The 14,962-nt window shown below is 67.2% G+C and carries 16 protein-coding genes, 1 tRNA gene and 1 pseudogene; 3 read left to right on the plus strand and 15 right to left on the minus strand.

Annotated features, from left to right (window positions below; all coding sequences use genetic code 11):
* Positions 1-105 precede the first annotated feature (105 nt).
* The 5 genes from FHR21_RS08540 to FHR21_RS08560 form a co-directional block, all read right to left on the minus strand.
* Positions 106-1,047 carry a hemolysin family protein gene (locus FHR21_RS08540; RefSeq protein WP_184097234.1) on the minus strand — a complete coding sequence of 314 codons (942 nt, stop codon included), beginning with the start codon at positions 1,045-1,047 and terminating at the stop codon, positions 106-108.
* A 33-nt stretch (positions 1,048-1,080) separates the two neighbouring features.
* A complete protein-coding gene (gene ybeY / locus FHR21_RS08545) occupies positions 1,081-1,602 on the minus strand; it encodes an rRNA maturation RNase YbeY (protein ID WP_184097236.1) in 522 nt (173 codons plus the stop codon).
* A gap of 219 nt (positions 1,603-1,821) precedes the next feature.
* A complete protein-coding gene (locus FHR21_RS08550) occupies positions 1,822-3,885 on the minus strand; it encodes a transglycosylase domain-containing protein (RefSeq protein WP_184097238.1) in 2,064 nt (687 codons plus the stop codon).
* A 147-nt stretch (positions 3,886-4,032) separates the two neighbouring features.
* On the minus strand, positions 4,033-4,899 hold the full coding sequence (locus FHR21_RS08555; RefSeq protein WP_184097240.1) for a sigma-70 family RNA polymerase sigma factor: 867 nt from the start codon (positions 4,897-4,899) through the stop codon (positions 4,033-4,035).
* Positions 4,899-5,357, minus strand: coding sequence for a carboxymuconolactone decarboxylase family protein (locus tag FHR21_RS08560; RefSeq protein WP_184097242.1), 459 nt, complete (start codon positions 5,355-5,357; stop codon positions 4,899-4,901). The genes FHR21_RS08555 and FHR21_RS08560 overlap by 1 nt, the downstream gene beginning before the upstream one ends.
* A 138-nt stretch (positions 5,358-5,495) precedes the next feature.
* Between FHR21_RS08560 and FHR21_RS08565 the strand changes: the two genes are divergently transcribed.
* The gene (locus FHR21_RS08565; RefSeq protein ID WP_184097244.1) at positions 5,496-5,876 is read left to right on the plus strand and encodes a DoxX family protein; all 381 of its coding nucleotides are present in this window, start codon (positions 5,496-5,498) and stop codon (positions 5,874-5,876) included.
* 420 nt (positions 5,877-6,296) lie between these two features.
* Here FHR21_RS08565 and FHR21_RS08575 read toward each other — a convergent pair whose 3' ends face one another.
* From FHR21_RS08575 to FHR21_RS08615, 9 genes are all read right to left on the minus strand, one after another.
* Positions 6,297-7,304: a PhoH family protein gene (locus tag FHR21_RS08575; RefSeq protein ID WP_184097246.1), complete on the minus strand. Its 1,008-nt coding sequence runs from the start codon at positions 7,302-7,304 to the stop codon at positions 6,297-6,299.
* Between the two features lie 150 nt (positions 7,305-7,454).
* Positions 7,455-8,792, minus strand: a complete 1,338-nt coding sequence (miaB, locus tag FHR21_RS08580) for a tRNA (N6-isopentenyl adenosine(37)-C2)-methylthiotransferase MiaB (protein ID WP_184097248.1) — start codon at positions 8,790-8,792, stop codon at positions 7,455-7,457.
* A 7-nt stretch (positions 8,793-8,799) separates the two neighbouring features.
* A complete protein-coding gene (locus tag FHR21_RS08585; RefSeq protein WP_184097250.1) occupies positions 8,800-9,594 on the minus strand; it encodes a 1-acyl-sn-glycerol-3-phosphate acyltransferase in 795 nt (264 codons plus the stop codon).
* Positions 9,566-9,991: a Fur family transcriptional regulator gene (locus FHR21_RS08590; RefSeq protein ID WP_184097252.1), complete on the minus strand. Its 426-nt coding sequence runs from the start codon at positions 9,989-9,991 to the stop codon at positions 9,566-9,568. The genes FHR21_RS08585 and FHR21_RS08590 overlap by 29 nt, the downstream gene beginning before the upstream one ends.
* A gap of 126 nt (positions 9,992-10,117) precedes the next feature.
* Positions 10,118-10,549, minus strand: a complete 432-nt coding sequence (locus FHR21_RS08595; RefSeq protein ID WP_184097254.1) for a Ros/MucR family transcriptional regulator — start codon at positions 10,547-10,549, stop codon at positions 10,118-10,120.
* Positions 10,550-10,667: 118 nt separating this feature from the next.
* Positions 10,668-11,141 carry a GNAT family N-acetyltransferase gene (locus FHR21_RS08600; RefSeq protein ID WP_338113110.1) on the minus strand — a complete coding sequence of 158 codons (474 nt, stop codon included), beginning with the start codon at positions 11,139-11,141 and terminating at the stop codon, positions 10,668-10,670.
* Positions 11,138-11,755, minus strand: coding sequence for a tRNA (adenosine(37)-N6)-threonylcarbamoyltransferase complex dimerization subunit type 1 TsaB (gene tsaB / locus FHR21_RS08605; protein ID WP_184097256.1), 618 nt, complete (start codon positions 11,753-11,755; stop codon positions 11,138-11,140). Before tsaB ends, FHR21_RS08600 begins: the two co-directional genes overlap by 4 nt.
* A gap of 13 nt (positions 11,756-11,768) precedes the next feature.
* A complete protein-coding gene (locus tag FHR21_RS08610; RefSeq protein ID WP_184097258.1) occupies positions 11,769-12,362 on the minus strand; it encodes a malonic semialdehyde reductase in 594 nt (197 codons plus the stop codon).
* A gap of 40 nt (positions 12,363-12,402) precedes the next feature.
* Positions 12,403-12,981, minus strand: a complete 579-nt coding sequence (locus tag FHR21_RS08615) for a NifU family protein (RefSeq protein ID WP_184097260.1) — start codon at positions 12,979-12,981, stop codon at positions 12,403-12,405.
* A 208-nt stretch (positions 12,982-13,189) separates the two neighbouring features.
* On the opposite strand from FHR21_RS08615, the gene FHR21_RS08620 reads away from it, so the two are divergent.
* Both FHR21_RS08620 and FHR21_RS08625 read left to right on the plus strand, forming a co-directional pair.
* Complete coding sequence (locus FHR21_RS08620) at positions 13,190-14,062, plus strand: hypothetical protein (RefSeq protein ID WP_184097262.1); 873 nt, start codon at positions 13,190-13,192, stop codon at positions 14,060-14,062.
* A gap of 17 nt (positions 14,063-14,079) precedes the next feature.
* Positions 14,080-14,155 (plus strand) — tRNA-Thr (locus FHR21_RS08625).
* A 31-nt stretch (positions 14,156-14,186) separates the two neighbouring features.
* Here FHR21_RS08625 and FHR21_RS21295 read toward each other — a convergent pair.
* Positions 14,187-14,780, minus strand: a pseudogene (locus tag FHR21_RS21295) (AraC family transcriptional regulator); the annotation flags it as partial.
* Positions 14,781-14,962: the final 182 nt, after the last annotated feature.

Genomic DNA, 14,962 nt, shown 5'->3' on the forward strand with positions numbered 1-14,962 from the left:
GGGTCCCGCTCAGCGACGCCGGAAAAGCGGGACCCCGGATCAAGTCCGGGGTGACGAGACGGGGAATGGCTCCTTCCAAAGCCGGACGGACCCACCGCCGTCGCGTCAGAATTCGTCGCCGCGGTCCGGCGAGGCTTCGAGGTCGACCTCGACCGGAGGGTGGAGGCGGAGGTGATGGACGCGGCGTTCGTCGGCCTCGGTCACCTCGATGCGCCAGCCGCTGGGGTGGAGCAGGATTTCGCCGACCTCCGGGACATGGCCGGCCAGCACCGCGGCGAGGCCGCCGACGGTATCGACATCCTCCTCGACCTCGGCCAGCCGCGGGTCGATCGTCTCGCCGATGTCGTCGAGTTCGGCGCGCGCGTCCGCCTCCCAGCAACCGTTTTCACCCGGTGCGAAGAGGATGGCCGGTTCGTCGTCATGCTCATCCTCGATCTCGCCCACAATCTCCTCGACCAGATCCTCGATGGTCACGAGACCCTCGGTCCCCGAATATTCGTCGATCACGATCGCGAGATGGGTGCGCTGCGCGCGCATCCCGGCGAGCAGGTCGAGCACGCCCATCGATTGCGGGACGTAGAGCGGCTGGCGGATCAGGTCGATCAGCGGCGGCGGCACGCGGCCCTCGGCGAGCACCGCGAACACGTCCTTGACGTGGATCATCCCGACCACCTCGTCGAGATTTTCGCGATAGACCGGCAGGCGGCTGTGCCCCGCCTCGGCAAAGAGGGCGACGATATCCTGGAAGGACGCGCTTTCGTCGATGGCGATGATGTCGGAGCGCGGCACCGCGACGTCGTCGACCGTCTCCTCGCCGAAATGGAGAAGGTTGCGCAGCATCTTGCGTTCGATGGGCGACAGGTCGCCGACGATGCTGCTGCCGCGGCGCTCGGCGCCCTCCTCCTCGGCCTCGTCGATCGCCTCCTCGATCTGTTCGCGCAGGCTTGGCTCGCCATTTCCGCCAAACAACAAGGATTTGAGGCCGGCCAGCAGGCCGGATCTACTGTCCTCTTCCGATCGGTTCGAAGGTCCCTGGTCGTCGGGCATGATGGTGCGTCTATCCTTGTTGGGGTTCTGACCCTAGTCCTGATCGTCATATGGATTGGCGATGCCCAGCGATGCAAGGGCTTTCACCTCCAGCGCCTCCATCGCCGTGGCGGCCGGATCGTCGATATGATCATAGCCGACGAGATGGAGCGTACCGTGGACGATCAGGTGCGTTGCATGATCCGCCAGCGAAATGCCCTTCTCCGCCGCCTCGCGCGCGCAGGTTTCGCGCGCCAGCACGATATCGCCGAGCAATATCTCTCCCCCCCCGGATTCTTTGGCGTCGCTGTTGGCGAGGCCGGCGAGCAGGTCGGCCTGCACCTGCGGGAAAGAGAGGACGTTGGTGGGCCTGTCCTTGCCGCGAAAGTCGCGGTTGAGCGCCTGCACCTCGTCGTCGCCGGTCAGCCGCACCGCGACCTCGACAAGCGGCGCGGCATCGGCGAGGCCCGCCCAGGGGGTCAGCGCGAGCGCCGCGGCGACCGCCTCCCCTGCCCGCGCGTCCCAATCGAGACTGTCCGGCCAGGGCGAGGCCTGCTGGGTTTCGACGCTCAGCATGCAATGGGCCCGATACGAAAAAGGGCGGAAATCCGCGCAACTTCACTCGCAAATCGCGTTTTTCGGGCCGGATGGAGGAAAGTCAGGACCATGTCGGAGACGGTAACGCGCCGCGATATTGTAGGACAGCGGAAATTGCGGGGGGGCATCGGTCTTCCGCGCCGAACGAAAGAACGCCCCTTCGACAAGCTCAGGGCGAACGGGGTTGGGAAGCGCGGGTCATGGCGGCGTCGGCTGGGGCGCCGGTTCGGGAGCCGGCGCGCCCGCGGGCGGCGTGGGCGGCCGGTCGCCGAGGGGGAGCTTGAGGTCGATGGCGGTGCCATTGATCTCGGTTCGGATGACCGCCTGCCCGTCCTGCACGCCGACGCTGGTCCGATCACCGACCGGGATGGCGCCGATGTCGGGCACGTCGAGCGGCTGCACCGGCCCTTCGGGATTCGCGGGCGGGGTCGTCCGCTTCGGCGCGCTCTTCTGCCCCAGCGCCTGGGTCATGAAGTCGCGCCAGACGCGCGCCGGCAGGCCGCCGCCCGAAACGCCCCGCAGCGGCGAATTGTCGTCGTTGCCGACCCACACGCCGACGACGAGGTCGCCGGCATAGCCGACGAACAGCGCATCGCGATTGTCCTGGCTGGTGCCCGTCTTGCCGAAATTGGGGACGCTGAGCATCGCCGCGCGGCCGGTGCCACGGTTAACCGTTGCACGCAGCATCTGTTCCATATCGTCGTGCTCGCGCGACCCGAAGCTGTCGGGGCCGGAAATGAAGCGGGTGAACCAGCCCTTCTCCGCCGCCTCGAAGGCGTGCGGTTCGACCGGATAGCTATCGGCCGCGACCGCGGCATAGGCCGAAGTCAGCTCGAGCAGGGTCATGCTCGACGTGCCGAGCGCGAGGCTGGAATCGCCCTTGGGCAGCGGTGCGGTGACGCCGAGCGCGCGCGCCATCGCAATGACCTTGTCGGCGCCGACCTCCTGGAACAGTCGCACCGCCGCGACGTTGCTGGAGGTAGCGAAGGCGCGCTCGAGGCTGATCGTCGGGGAATAGGCGCCGCCCGCATTCTTGGGACGATAGCTGCCGGTTTCGATCGGCCGGTTGTCGATCTCGTCCTCTGGCTCCCACCCGTTGCGCAGCGCGGCGAGATAGACGAAGAGCTTGAAGGTCGAGCCCGGCTGGCGCCGCGCCTGCGTCGCGCGGTTGAACGGGCTGTCGGCATAGTCCTTGCCCCCGATCATCGCGACCACCTCTCCGTTCGGACGCATCGCGACGAGCGCGATCTGCGCCTTGCCGAGCGGCGCGCGCGCGACGGCGCGGCGGGCGGCCGCCTGGAGCCGCGAATCGAGCGTCGTGCGGATCGTCTGGCGCGCATAGCCGACGTCGCTCAATTTGCGTGCCTCGGGCAGCGCCCAGTCGGCGAAATAGGTGCCGGTCGGAAGCTCCCGGCGGTCGCGCCCGTCGATGCGCGGGGCACGCGCCGCCCTCGCCTGCTGCGGCGTGATATAGCCCTCCTCCGCCATCGCCCCGAGCACGAGGCGCATCCGGTCCATCGCGAGGTCCGGATTGCGGGTCGGAGCGAGGCGCGAGGGCGCCTTGACCAATCCCGCGAGCAGCGCCGCCTGCGCGGGGTCGAGTTTTTCGGGCTGACGGTTGAAGTAATGGAGCGAGGCGGCACGCAACCCATAGCAATTGTCGCCGAAATAGGCGTTCGACAGATAGCGTTCGAGAATCTCGTCCTTGGTCAGCCACGCTTCCAGCCAGAAGGCGATCAGCGCCTCGCGCGCCTTGCGGCCGAGGGTCTGCTTGGGCGAGAGGAAGGTGAATTTGGCGAGTTGCTGGGTGATGGTGCTGCCGCCCTGGGTGCGGCCCGAGGTCATGTTGGTCCAGAGAGCCCGCGCGATGCTGCGCGGGTCGATGCCCCAATGACTGTAGAAGCGCCGGTCCTCGATCGCGACGAAGGCGCCGGTGACATGCTTCGGCAGCTTCGCCACCTCGACCGGCGTTTCGACGATCGCGCCGGTACGCGCGATCGGGGTGCCGTCGGACGCCAGCAGGGTGAGTTCGGGCGGCGCGATCGGCTCCAGCGACTTGGACAGCGGCGCGGTGATCGCGAGCCAGCCGACGAGCAGAATGAAGAGAAGCGCGAACGCCGCAAAGCCCCGCCCGACCCAGCGCAGCCGCCGGCGCCAGCGGGATTCGGACCGCCGCGCGGCGGCATCGGTCGGCGGGACAAGCGGCACTTCCTCCGCCGGCGGCGGCGGAGAGGAGAAAAGCGGGTGGTTGAACGCGGTCATGCCGGCCCCCGTATTACACTGACAATACAGGCGAGGCAAATGGGATTGGTGGGCGGATGCAGGTGAGCGCAAAGATTGGCGGAGCAAGCAAAAGCTCTCTCCGCTGCAGGGGAGAGAGCATGAATCTCCGGGATTCTCCCTCCGGTCCTAATGCATATGCCGCAACTTGTCGGGGTTGCGCATGACATAGATGGCGACGATCTGGCCCGCTTCGATCTCCAGCGCCGTGGTCTGGAGCTCGCCGTCGGCCTCGCGGGTGACGAAGCCCGGCAGGCCGTTGATCAGGCCGGTCTGGACCAGCGTCGAGCCATATTTGGCAAACAGCACGGCGAGGCTGCGGTGAAGCTTCAGCACCGTGTCGAAACCCAGCACCGGCACGACCGCGGCGGGGCGCTTGCCGCCGCCGTCGGACCACATGCCGACATCGGCGGCGAGCAGCGCGCCGAGGGTGTCCATGTCCCCGCTGCGCGAAGCGGCGAAGAAGGCGCTCGCGATTTCGAGGCCGCGTTGCTTTTCGAGCTTGTAGCGCGGGCGCGCCTCGCGAACATGGGTGCGGGCACGGGCGGCGAGCTGGCGCGCCGCCGCGGCGTCGCGGCCGATCGTCGCCGCGACCTCATCGAAGCCGACGCCGAACACGTCGTGGAGGAGGAAGGCCGCGCGCTCCAGCGGCGAGAGCCGTTCGAGCGCGAGCATCAGCGGCAGGGTGACGTCGTCGTCGGGCTCCTCCTCGACGAGCGGCTCGGGCAGCCACGGCCCGACATAGGTTTCGCGCCGGTACCGCGCCGATTTCAATTGGTCGAGGCAGAGGCGGGTCACGGTGCGGCGCAACCACGCCTCGGGCACCTCGACCGCGGCGCGATCGGTGCCGAGCCAGCGCAGGAAGGCGTCTTGCACCACATCCTCGGCATCGGCGAGCGAGCCGAGCATGCGATAGGCGACGCGGGTCAGCAGCGGGCGCAGCGGGTCGAAATCCGCCGCCGCGTCCGCGCTGTCCTGGCGGCCCGGCGCCGTCATCAGGCGGCCTTCGCCGGCACGCCGCCTTCGTACCAGAGGTCGAAGCCGACCGCGATGCGGTTCCAGCCGTTGATGACGTTGATCATCACGGTCAGGTTCATCTGCTCCTCCGGCGTGAAATGCGCTTCGAGCGCTTCGCGCGCTTCTTTTTGTGTGTGCCCCTGCGACAGGCGCGTCAAGGCGTCGGTCCAGGCGAGCGCGGCCCGCTCGCGCGGCGTGTAGACCGGCGCTTCGTGCCACGCCGCGACCAGGTAGATGCGCTGCTCGGTCTCGCCATGCGCGCGGGCATCGGCGGTGTGCATATTGATGCAGTTGGCGCAGCCGTTCAGGATCGACGAGCGGATCTTGACCAGCTCGATCAGGCTCTTTTCAAGGCTTTTTTCAGCCGCGAGGCTGACCGCCATCCATTGCTTCATCAGTTGCGGGGAGGCGGCGAAGGGGTCGGTTATGCTGGTCATGTCACATCTCCTTTGCTGGGTTGTACCGGCCTGACGAGGCAGGGTCGGCGGATGTGACATGGCGCACGAAAAAATTTCGTGTTTCGGGAGAAATCCGATAGCGTCGCCTTTGTCGATCGCGACATGGAGGGGACGATCATGAAATTTCTCGATGGTTTCGGCGAACAGGCCTATGCGCTGCTGCGCATCGTCGCGGGCCTTTTGTTCCTCGCGCACGGGGTACAGAAATTCTTCAATTTCCCGACCGATTTCCCGATGCCGCTCAATCCGATGCTGCACGCGGCGGGAGCGATCGAACTGGTCGCGGGTGGCCTGATCGTCCTGGGCCTCTTCACCCGCCCCGCGGCCTTCATCGCCAGCGGCATGGCGGCCGTCGGTTACTGGATGGTGCACGGCAGCAACGGCCCCTATCCCATCGCCAACGGCGGCGAGACGATCGTGCTTTACTGCTTCCTTTTCCTGTTCATCGCGACGCGCGGCGCGGGGATCTGGAGCGTCGACGGCGCGAGGAAGGCCTAGGCATTGTCTGCATTCAACATAACCATATCATGGCGCAGGCGAGGTGAACGAAGCTCATGAAGGCGGAGAGAGTTTTCTCGCAGCGCTCGGCCTACCGCTGCGGCTCTCCCTGACGGTTGCGATCCTCGCGCCCTGGCAGCACCGGGCTGGCAGCCTTCGAGGCCAAGTCGCACCGGCCCGCACATTCCCACAAACCAGAGGCTCGCCGGTCTCCGGCGGGCCTTTTTACGTGCGGGGAGATCGAAAGCCTGCCTTCTCTTTCATCGTCACCCTGAACTTGTTTCAGGGTCCATGGCCTGCCGTTTCCTTCGGCGCAGCGCAGGGTGAGAGGTCCGGCCATGGATGCTGAAACAAGTTCAGCATGACGAGGCCGCGAGGCAGTTTCCCACCCCAAAGCTGCCACTCTTTGTGAAGGCGGCCCTACGCCCCCGGTCCTTCATAGGCTTCGACGATCCGCCCGACGATCGGGTGGCGGACGACGTCGGCGGCGGTGAAGCGACTGACGTTGATGCCTTCGACCCCCTCGAGCCGCGCGACCGCATCGGCGAGGCCCGAGGTCGCCGGCGCGGGCAGGTCGACCTGCTTGGGGTCACCGCAGATCACCATGCGGCTGTTCATGCCGAAGCGGGTGAGGAACATCTTCATCTGGGGGATCGTCGTGTTCTGCGCCTCGTCGAGGATGATGAAGGCGTCGGCGAGGGTGCGGCCGCGCATGAAGGCGAGCGGCGCGATCTCTATCTCTCCCGACGCGATGCGGCGCTCGACCTGCTCGGCGGGCAGGCAGTCGTGCAAGGCGTCGTAGAGCGGGCGCAGATAGGGATCGACCTTTTCCTTCATGTCGCCGGGCAGGAAACCGAGCTTCTCCCCCGCTTCGACCGCGGGACGCGAGAGGATCAGGCGCTGGACGCTCCCGGTGATGAGCTGCGCGACCGCCTGCGCGACCGCGAGATAGGTCTTGCCGGTGCCCGCGGGGCCGAGCGCGAAGATCACGTCGTCGCGCGCAAGCGCCTGCATATAGGGAACCTGCGAGGGCGCGCGCGGAACGATCGTTTTCTTGCGCGTGCGGATCATCACCGTCGGCGCCTCGCTCGCATCCTGGCGAATGATGCCGTCGAGCGTCGGCTGCGCGGTCATCGCGATCACCGCGTCGACGAGGCCGGCGTCGATCTCCTCGCCGCGCTCGATCCGATCGTAGAGTTCGGTAAGCACGTCGCGGGCGCGCGCCGCGGCCTCCGCCTCCCCCTCGATCTGCACGCGGTTGCCGCGCGCCGAGATATAGACGCCGAGGCGGTTCTCGATCGCGACGAGGTTGCGGTCGAACTCGCCGAAGAGGATGCCCAAGAGCTGCGTCCGCTCGAACTCCGCCGTCAATCGGACGCGATCACCGGGTTCGGCGGGCGTTGCGGCGGTGAGCGGGCGTTTGGACACGTGGGCAGCACTCCTTGAACCAGGTTCAGCGAAATAAAACCGTCCGCCCTGAGCTTGTCGCAGGGCCGTATTTTCTTTTGACGTCGCAACAAGAAGGGCGGTGCTTCGACAAGCTCAGCACGAACGGAGTTTTTGTTTCAGCGGATCGCACTAGGCGACTTCTTCCATCAGCGGTTCGGCGCCGAGGCTGTTCGGGCCGGCGGAGGTGACCCGCACGTCAACCATGTCGCCGATCGCCAGGCCGGGCGCGGTGACGTGGACCGACTGGAGCCAGGGCGACTTGCCGATGAGCTGGCCGTCATGCTTGCCCTTGCGTTCGAGGAGCAGGCGCGTCGTCCGGCCCACCGTCCTCTCGTTGAACGCCTGCTGCTGTTCGTTGAGCAGCGCCTGAAGCCGCTGGAGCCGGTCGTTCATCACCGCCTCGTCGATCTGGCCATCCATCGACGCCGCCGGCGTGCCGGGGCGGCGCGAATATTTGAAGCTGTAGGCCATCGCATAATTCGTCGCGCGGACGATATCGAGCGTCGCTTCGAAATCGGCTTCGCTCTCGCCGGGGAAGCCGACGATGAAATCGCCCGAGATGGCGATGTCGGGACGCGCCGCACGGACGCGCTCGATCACCTTCAGATAGGATTCGACGCTGTGGCTGCGGTTCATCGCGGCGAGGATGCGATCGCTACCCGCCTGCACCGGCAGATGGAGGAAGGGCATCAGCTTGTCGACCTCGCCATGCGCGGCGATCAGCCCGTCGGCCATGTCGTTCGGGTGGCTGGTCGTGTAGCGGATGCGTTCGAGCCCGTCCTCCGCAGCCAGTGCGCGGATCAACCCGTCGAGGCCGATCACCCTGCCCCGCTCGTCCGCGCCGTCCCACGCGTTGACGTTCTGGCCGAGCAGCGTGATCTCGCGCGCCCCGCCCGCGATCAGCGCCCGCGCCTCGGCAATCAGATCGGCGAAGGGCCGGCTCGTCTCGGCGCCGCGCGTATAGGGGACGACGCAATAGGTGCAGAATTTGTCGCAGCCTTCCTGCACGGTCAGGAAGGCGGTGGGGCGCTGGCCGCCGGCGCGTTTCGGCAGCGCGCCGAACTTGCTTTCGAGCGGCATGTCGAGGTCGATCGCCTTCTCGCCACGCTGGGCGCGCGCGATCAGGTCGGGCAGACGGTGATACGCCTGCGGACCGACGACGACGTCGACGCTCGGCGCGCGGCGCGCGATCTCGGCGCCCTCGGCCTGCGCGACGCAGCCCGCGACCGCAATCGTCGGGCGGCTGCCGTCGGCACGCTTCAGCCGGCCGATGTCCGAATAGACTTTCTCCGCCGCTTTCTCGCGGATGTGGCAGGTGTTGAGCACGACCAGATCGGCGTCGGCCCCCTCGGCAGCGGGCGCATAGCCCTCGGCGCCCAGCATCTCCGCCATGCGCTCGCCGTCATAGACGTTCATCTGGCAGCCAAAGGATTTGACGTGAAAAGTCTTTTGAGAGTCGGATTTCATCGGCGCGCTATAGGCGATAGCGCGCGGTCGCGGAAGAGCGCGCCGCCTCGTCCATCCGTCCGGCGATCGCCGCGCGTGCCGCCTCGGCCAGCGCCTTGCGATCGGCCTCCACCGCGTCGGGCAGCGGATCGAGATAATGGATGGTCAAGCGGATCGGGCGCTTGCGCGCGAGCAGTCGCTTGAAATTGTCGAGCCCGGATTCGGGGTCGAGCCACGCGATGTCGGGCGCATCCTCGCCATAATCGAGCAGCACCGGCTGGACGCGCAGCCGCGGCGGCGTCGGGATGACCGCCTGGAGCAGGGAGGCGCGGAACGGCAGCAGCCCGTCGCCGGGGCCGGTCGTCCCTTCGGGAAACAGCGTCACCGGGCGGCCCCGCGCGAGCGCACCGCGAAGCTCGTTCGCCTGATTGTGGATCTCGCGCTTCGCCTCGCGCTGGACATAGATGGTGCGGTTCTGGTCGGCGAGCCAGCCGACGAGCGGGGTGGTCCCGACCTCCGCCTTCGACACGAAGGCCGACCGCGCCGCGCCGCCGAGCGCGAGGATATCGAGCCAGCTCACATGGTTGGAGACGAACAACACGTCGCGCCGCAGCCGCGTGCCGGTGGTGCGGACGCGCAGGCCCGCGATCCAGCCGGCGGCGTTGAGAAAGGCCATGACCATCGGCGACGGCCGGCCGATGGCGCGATAGCAGAGATGCGGAACGATCAGAAACAGCAGCGCCAGCACCATCGCGGCGAGGCGCACGACCGAGCGCCAGGTGATCGGAGCGCGATCAGTCGCGCTTGCGATCGAGGGAGACACCATAAAGTTCCATGCGGTGATCGACGAGGCGATAGCCGAGCCGTTCGGCGATGACCTTTTGCAGCGCCTCGAGCTCCGGATCGACGAATTCTATGACCTTGCCGGTCTCGACGTCGATCAGATGGTCGTGATGCGCCTCGGGCGCCGCTTCGTAGCGCGAGCGGCCGTCGCCGAAATCGTGGCGGTCGAGGATGCCCGCTTCCTCGAACAGGCGGACGGTGCGATAGACGGTAGCGATCGAAATGCCGCTGTCGAGCGCCGAGGCGCGCTCGTAAAGCGTCTCCACGTCGGGATGATCCTCGGAATCCGAAATCACGCGCGCGATGATGCGTCGCTGCTCGGTGATCCGCAGCCCCTTTTCGTGGCACAGGGCTTCAAGGTCGATCGTTCCGGACATGCGGGCCTTTCCTGCAAATTGCGCAGTCGTGTCTCATCTTACCTAAACTATAGGGCCGCGGCCGGGATAGAACAAGGGCGGCGCCTCACGCCGCCGCCCCGTTCGCCATCCGCTGCGCGGCCGTGCTCAGGCCTTGCGGCGCTTGCGGCCGCCGCCGCGTCCCTTGGTGCCGAGGCCGATCTGCTTTGCCAGCGCGCGGCGCTTTTCGGCGTACTCGGGCGCGACCATCGGATAGTCGGCGGGCAGGCCCCATTTGGCGCGATAATCATCGGGGGTCATGCCATAATGCGTCATCAGATGGCGGCGCAGCATCTTCAGCTTCTTGCCGTCCTCGAGGCAGACGATGTAGTCGGGCTTGATCGAGGATCGGATCGACACGGCGGGAACCGGTTTTTCCTCCTCCACCGGCTGATTGCCGAGGCCCGAGAGCGCGGCATGGACGTTGCCGATCAGCATGGCGAGATCGGAAATCGCGACGCTGTTGTTGCTGACATGCGCCGCGACGATGTCGGCGGTCAGCGTCACGAGCATTTCATTGGTATCGGCCTGATCCGACATGAGCGTTTATCCTTGTGCATGCGACCCTGAAAAAGGGACGGGGATTACTAAGGTTTTTCTTTCCCCACGGCCAATTCATGCCATTCTGGATGCAATTATGCAATGCGGAATGCGGCGATTAAAGAGCGCTGTCGGTCCACCGCATGGTAATCGCGTCGCGCATCTTTCCGTCACCGCCGCGATAATAGGCCGCGCGCCGGCCGCACTCGGCAAATCCGGCGCGGCGATAGAGATGGATCGCGTCATTGTCGGCGCGCATTTCGAGAAAGAAGTCCTGCGCGCCCTCCGCGGCCGCCCAGCCCTGCCAGTCGGCGAGCAGGCGGCGGCCGATCCCCTGCCCCCTCCGCGCCGGATCGACGGCTAGCAGCAGCAGTTCGCTCTCCGGCCCGGCGATGCGCACCGCCGAAAAGCCGCACGGCGCCTCCCCGTCCCACGCGATGACGACACGCGCCGACGGCAAGGCGAAGAGGGTGAGAAGCTGCGCCGTGCTCCACGCTTCGCCATATGCGGGGTCGAACGCGGCCTCCATCACGCGCATCACCGCGGCGACGTCGCCGACACGCGCACGTTCGAGGCGGATCGTCTCGCTCACGCTGTCGCCATCGGCTTCGCGTCGGGCGCGCGGCCGTAGATGGGGCTGGGATCGTCGAACAGCGCCGCGGTGGGAAGCCGCGCGAAGCTGCGCGCGTCGGGCAGTACCGCCAGCGCCCGCCCCGCGCCGCGCCGGCCGACGAACGCTTCTGCGCGGTTGCCCACGACGAGCGCGTCGTCCAATTCCACCGCCGCATCGGGATAGAGCGATTGGAGTTCTCCACGCGGCGCGAGGTCGGCGGCGAAGGACTGCACGAACCATTGGCCGTGCCCGCCCTCCATCGCGACGAGGCCGCCGTCCGCATCCAGGATCGCGTCGGCCGCTCCAGCCGCGACCAGCGCAAGGGTCGAAAAGCCGCGCACCGGCGCCTGCCAGCCGAGGCCGAGCGCACGCGCCGCCGCGACGCCGATGCGCACCCCGGCGAAACTGCCGGGGCCGCAGCCGATGGCGATCGCGTCGGCGCGGCCACCATCCGCCAGTTCGGCGATCAGCGGCACCAACCGCTCGGCGTGGCCGCGGCCGATCACTTCGTGCCGATGGTCGGCCAGTTCGTCCGCGTCGAACAGGGCCACCGAACAGGCTTCGCTCGCCGAATCGATGACCAGGGTTCGCACGGGCGAAGCGCCGTCAGTCGATGCGGTTGAAGCGGTCGAAATCCGGGCGCGGGCTACGCTCGAAGATGCTCGCCGGATCGCCGTAGCCGAGGGTCGAGATGAAATTGCTCTTCACCTGCGGCGTGTCGGCGAAGAAGGCCGCGTCGACCGCAGCATTGTCGAAGCCCGACATCGGCCCGGTATCGAGACCGAGCGCGCGCGCCGCGAGGATGAAATAGGCGCCCTGCAGGCTCGAGTTGCGAAAGGCGGTGGTTTCGGCGTGCGGCGCATTGCCCGCAAACCAACTGCGCGCGTCGGTGTGGGGGAAGAATTCCGGCAGATGCTCGTAGAATTCGGTATCCATCGCGATGATCGCGGTGACCGGCGCTTTCAGGATCTTCTCGCCATTCGCGGGCATCGACAGCGCCGCGAGCTTTGCCTTCGCCGCATCGGACACGCACCAGACGACCCGTGCCGGCAGGCTGTTCGCGCTCGTCGGGCCGAATTTCATCAAATCCCAGATCGCCCGCAATTGCTCCTCGCTCACCGGCCGGTCGACATAGCCGTTATAGGTGCGCGCGGCACGAAAGAGCTGGTCGAGGGCGCTGTCGGAAAGCGGCTCGCTCATCGGCATTCTCCTGTTGCGGATTAGGGTCCGTACTCGATTATCAGATCGCGTGAACCGCGGTCACTTCGGGGACATAATGTTTGAGCAGCGCTTCGATGCCGTGCTTCAGGGTCGCGGTCGAGGACGGGCAGCCCGAACAGGCGCCCTGCATCTTCAGATAGACATTGCCCTTGTCGAAGCCGCGATAGATGATGTCGCCGCCGTCATTGGCAACCGCGGGGCGGACGCGCGTTTCGATGAGATCCTTGATCTGGTCGATAATGTCGGCATCGGCAGGATCGTCGGCGAAACCGCCCTCCTCTTCGGCCGGCACCGCGATGCCCGCCGCGCTCGCCGAATGGAACAGCGGCATGTCGGCAAGGAAATGATCCATGACGATGCCGAGCACGTCGGGCTTCGCATCGGCCCATTCGGCGCCGGGCGCGATCGTCACCGAAACGAAGTCGCGGCCGAAAAAGACGCCGGTGACGTCGCCGAGGGTGAAGAGCGCCGTCGCAAGCGGCGAGGCCGCGGCTTCCTCCGGACTGGCAAAGTCGCGCGTTCCCGCCTCCATGACCGGACGGCCGGGCAGGAATTTCAGGGTCGCCGGGTTGGGCGTCGATTCGGTTTCGATCAGCATGAGGCGCATGTGGGATGCATCGGCCCTTTGTGCAAGGTGGTACACATGCGCTAGGATCGATCGACATTCAGCCCTGGCGGCCTGCAAATGGCAGCTTCCCGAGCTTCCGGTGCTCACGTGCAGAAAGCATGCTGAGCTCCGGGTCGCGAAAACTTGCCATTTTCGGCTCGCCATCTTCTGAATGTCGATCGATCCTAGGGCAATCTTGATGCGCCGTTTCTCCCAATTCGCCGCGCTCGACTGGTCGGGTGCGCGCGGGCCCCGCCAGCGCGGCATCGCGCTGGCCATCGCGCGCGGCACCCAGGCGCCGGCGCTCGTGCGGCCCGGCCACATCTGGTCGCGCACCGAGATCGCCGACTGGCTGGAGGGTGTCGCAGATTCGGGTGCCGACATGCTGATCGGCTTCGATTTTTCGGCCGCCTTCGCCTTTCGGGATCGGGGCGCCTATTTCCCCGAATGGCAGGACAGCCCGGCCGACATGCCGGCGCTGTGGGCGCTGGTCGAACGGCTCGCGACGCGCGACCCGCATCTGGAGGCAGGCGCCTTCCTCGCTCATGCCCAGGCGCGGCGCCATTTCCGCCACGGTGGCGGCGTGGTCGGCGACCTGTTCGAGCCGGGCGCGGGGCGGCTGCGTGTCGTCGAGCATCACCAGCGCGCGACGAAGCAGACGGCGAGCGTCAGCAACTTCAATCTCGTCGGCGCGGCGCAGGTCGGCAAGGCGAGCCTGTCAGGGATGCGGCTGCTCCACCGGCTCGGCGGGCGCATCCCGCTCTGGCCGCACGACCCGGTGCCGGCGCGCGGGCCGCTGCTCGTCGAAATCTATACCAGCCTCGCCGCGCGCCGCGCCGGGGTGCGGGGCGGGCGCAGCAAGATCCGCGACGGCGCCGCGCTCGACACCGCGCTGGCGGCGCTCGGCTCGCGGCCGGCGGGCCTGTCGGGGCCGATCAGCGACCATGCGAGCGACGCGCTGCTGACCGCCGCATGGCTGCGCGCGATCGCGGGCGAGACGGCGCCCTGGTCCCCCGCCCCGCTGACCGACGCGCTCGCCCGCATCGAGGGCTGGACCTTCGGCATCGTTTGACGCAAAGAACGCGGCGCGCCGGCTTAGCTCAGTTGGTAGAGCAACCGCCTTGTAAGCGGTAGGTCGTCGGTTCGAGTCCGACAGCCGGCACCAGACCGCCGTGGCTACTACGCACATCCATCCCGCCGCCGAGCAGTTCGACGGCCTTGAACAACCGCATCCGGCGGCGCCAGGAGCGCAGGCTCATGCCGATCTCGGTCTCGAACCGGCGGGAAAGGGTCCGCGAAGACATGCCAAGCGCGCGCGCCCATTGCCCCGCCGAGCGATGATCGGCGTACAGGGCCACGCAGAGTTCCGCGAGGGCTTCATCGCGCGGCCAGGGCAAGGCGGCCGGGATCGGCGCAGCACGACGCAGTTGATCGAGGATCAGTTGGGTGACGCGGCCGGCATAGCCATCGCCATCGCCATCGCGTGGAAGCTCAGCAATCTCCACGATCAGCGCCTTGAGAAGCGGACGGACGGCATGGACGATGGGCGCGGCGGGAAGCCCCGCGCCGGCGTCCTGCACGACCCAGAGGCTGCGAAATTCGGCGCCGGCCAGCGAGCCGACGCGATGGGACACACCGGCGGGAAGCCATACCGCCTGGTCGGGAGAGATGACGAAGGAACGACCGGCTATCGCGACGGTGAGCACGCCGCAAATCGCATAGACCAGTTGCCCCCAATCGTGGGTGTGATCGGGGAAATAGCTGCGCGGGGCAAGCGATTGCGCACGCATCGTTATCGGCGCGGGCGGCTTCGCGTCCGGCGGCGCTGCAACCGGTGGGGCCGCAACTGGTTACCTGGACCATGACCCCCGCATATGTTCGCGGCGACCTTCCTCGTGCAGGCGCTCGTGGCGGTCCTGTCGGCGGTGGTGCTGGTGGGCGTCAGATTACCGATGCCGACCACCGCGGAGAT

The sequence above is a fragment of the Sphingopyxis panaciterrulae genome (genome assembly GCF_014199295.1).
GTDB lineage: Bacteria > Pseudomonadota > Alphaproteobacteria > Sphingomonadales > Sphingomonadaceae > Sphingopyxis > Sphingopyxis panaciterrulae.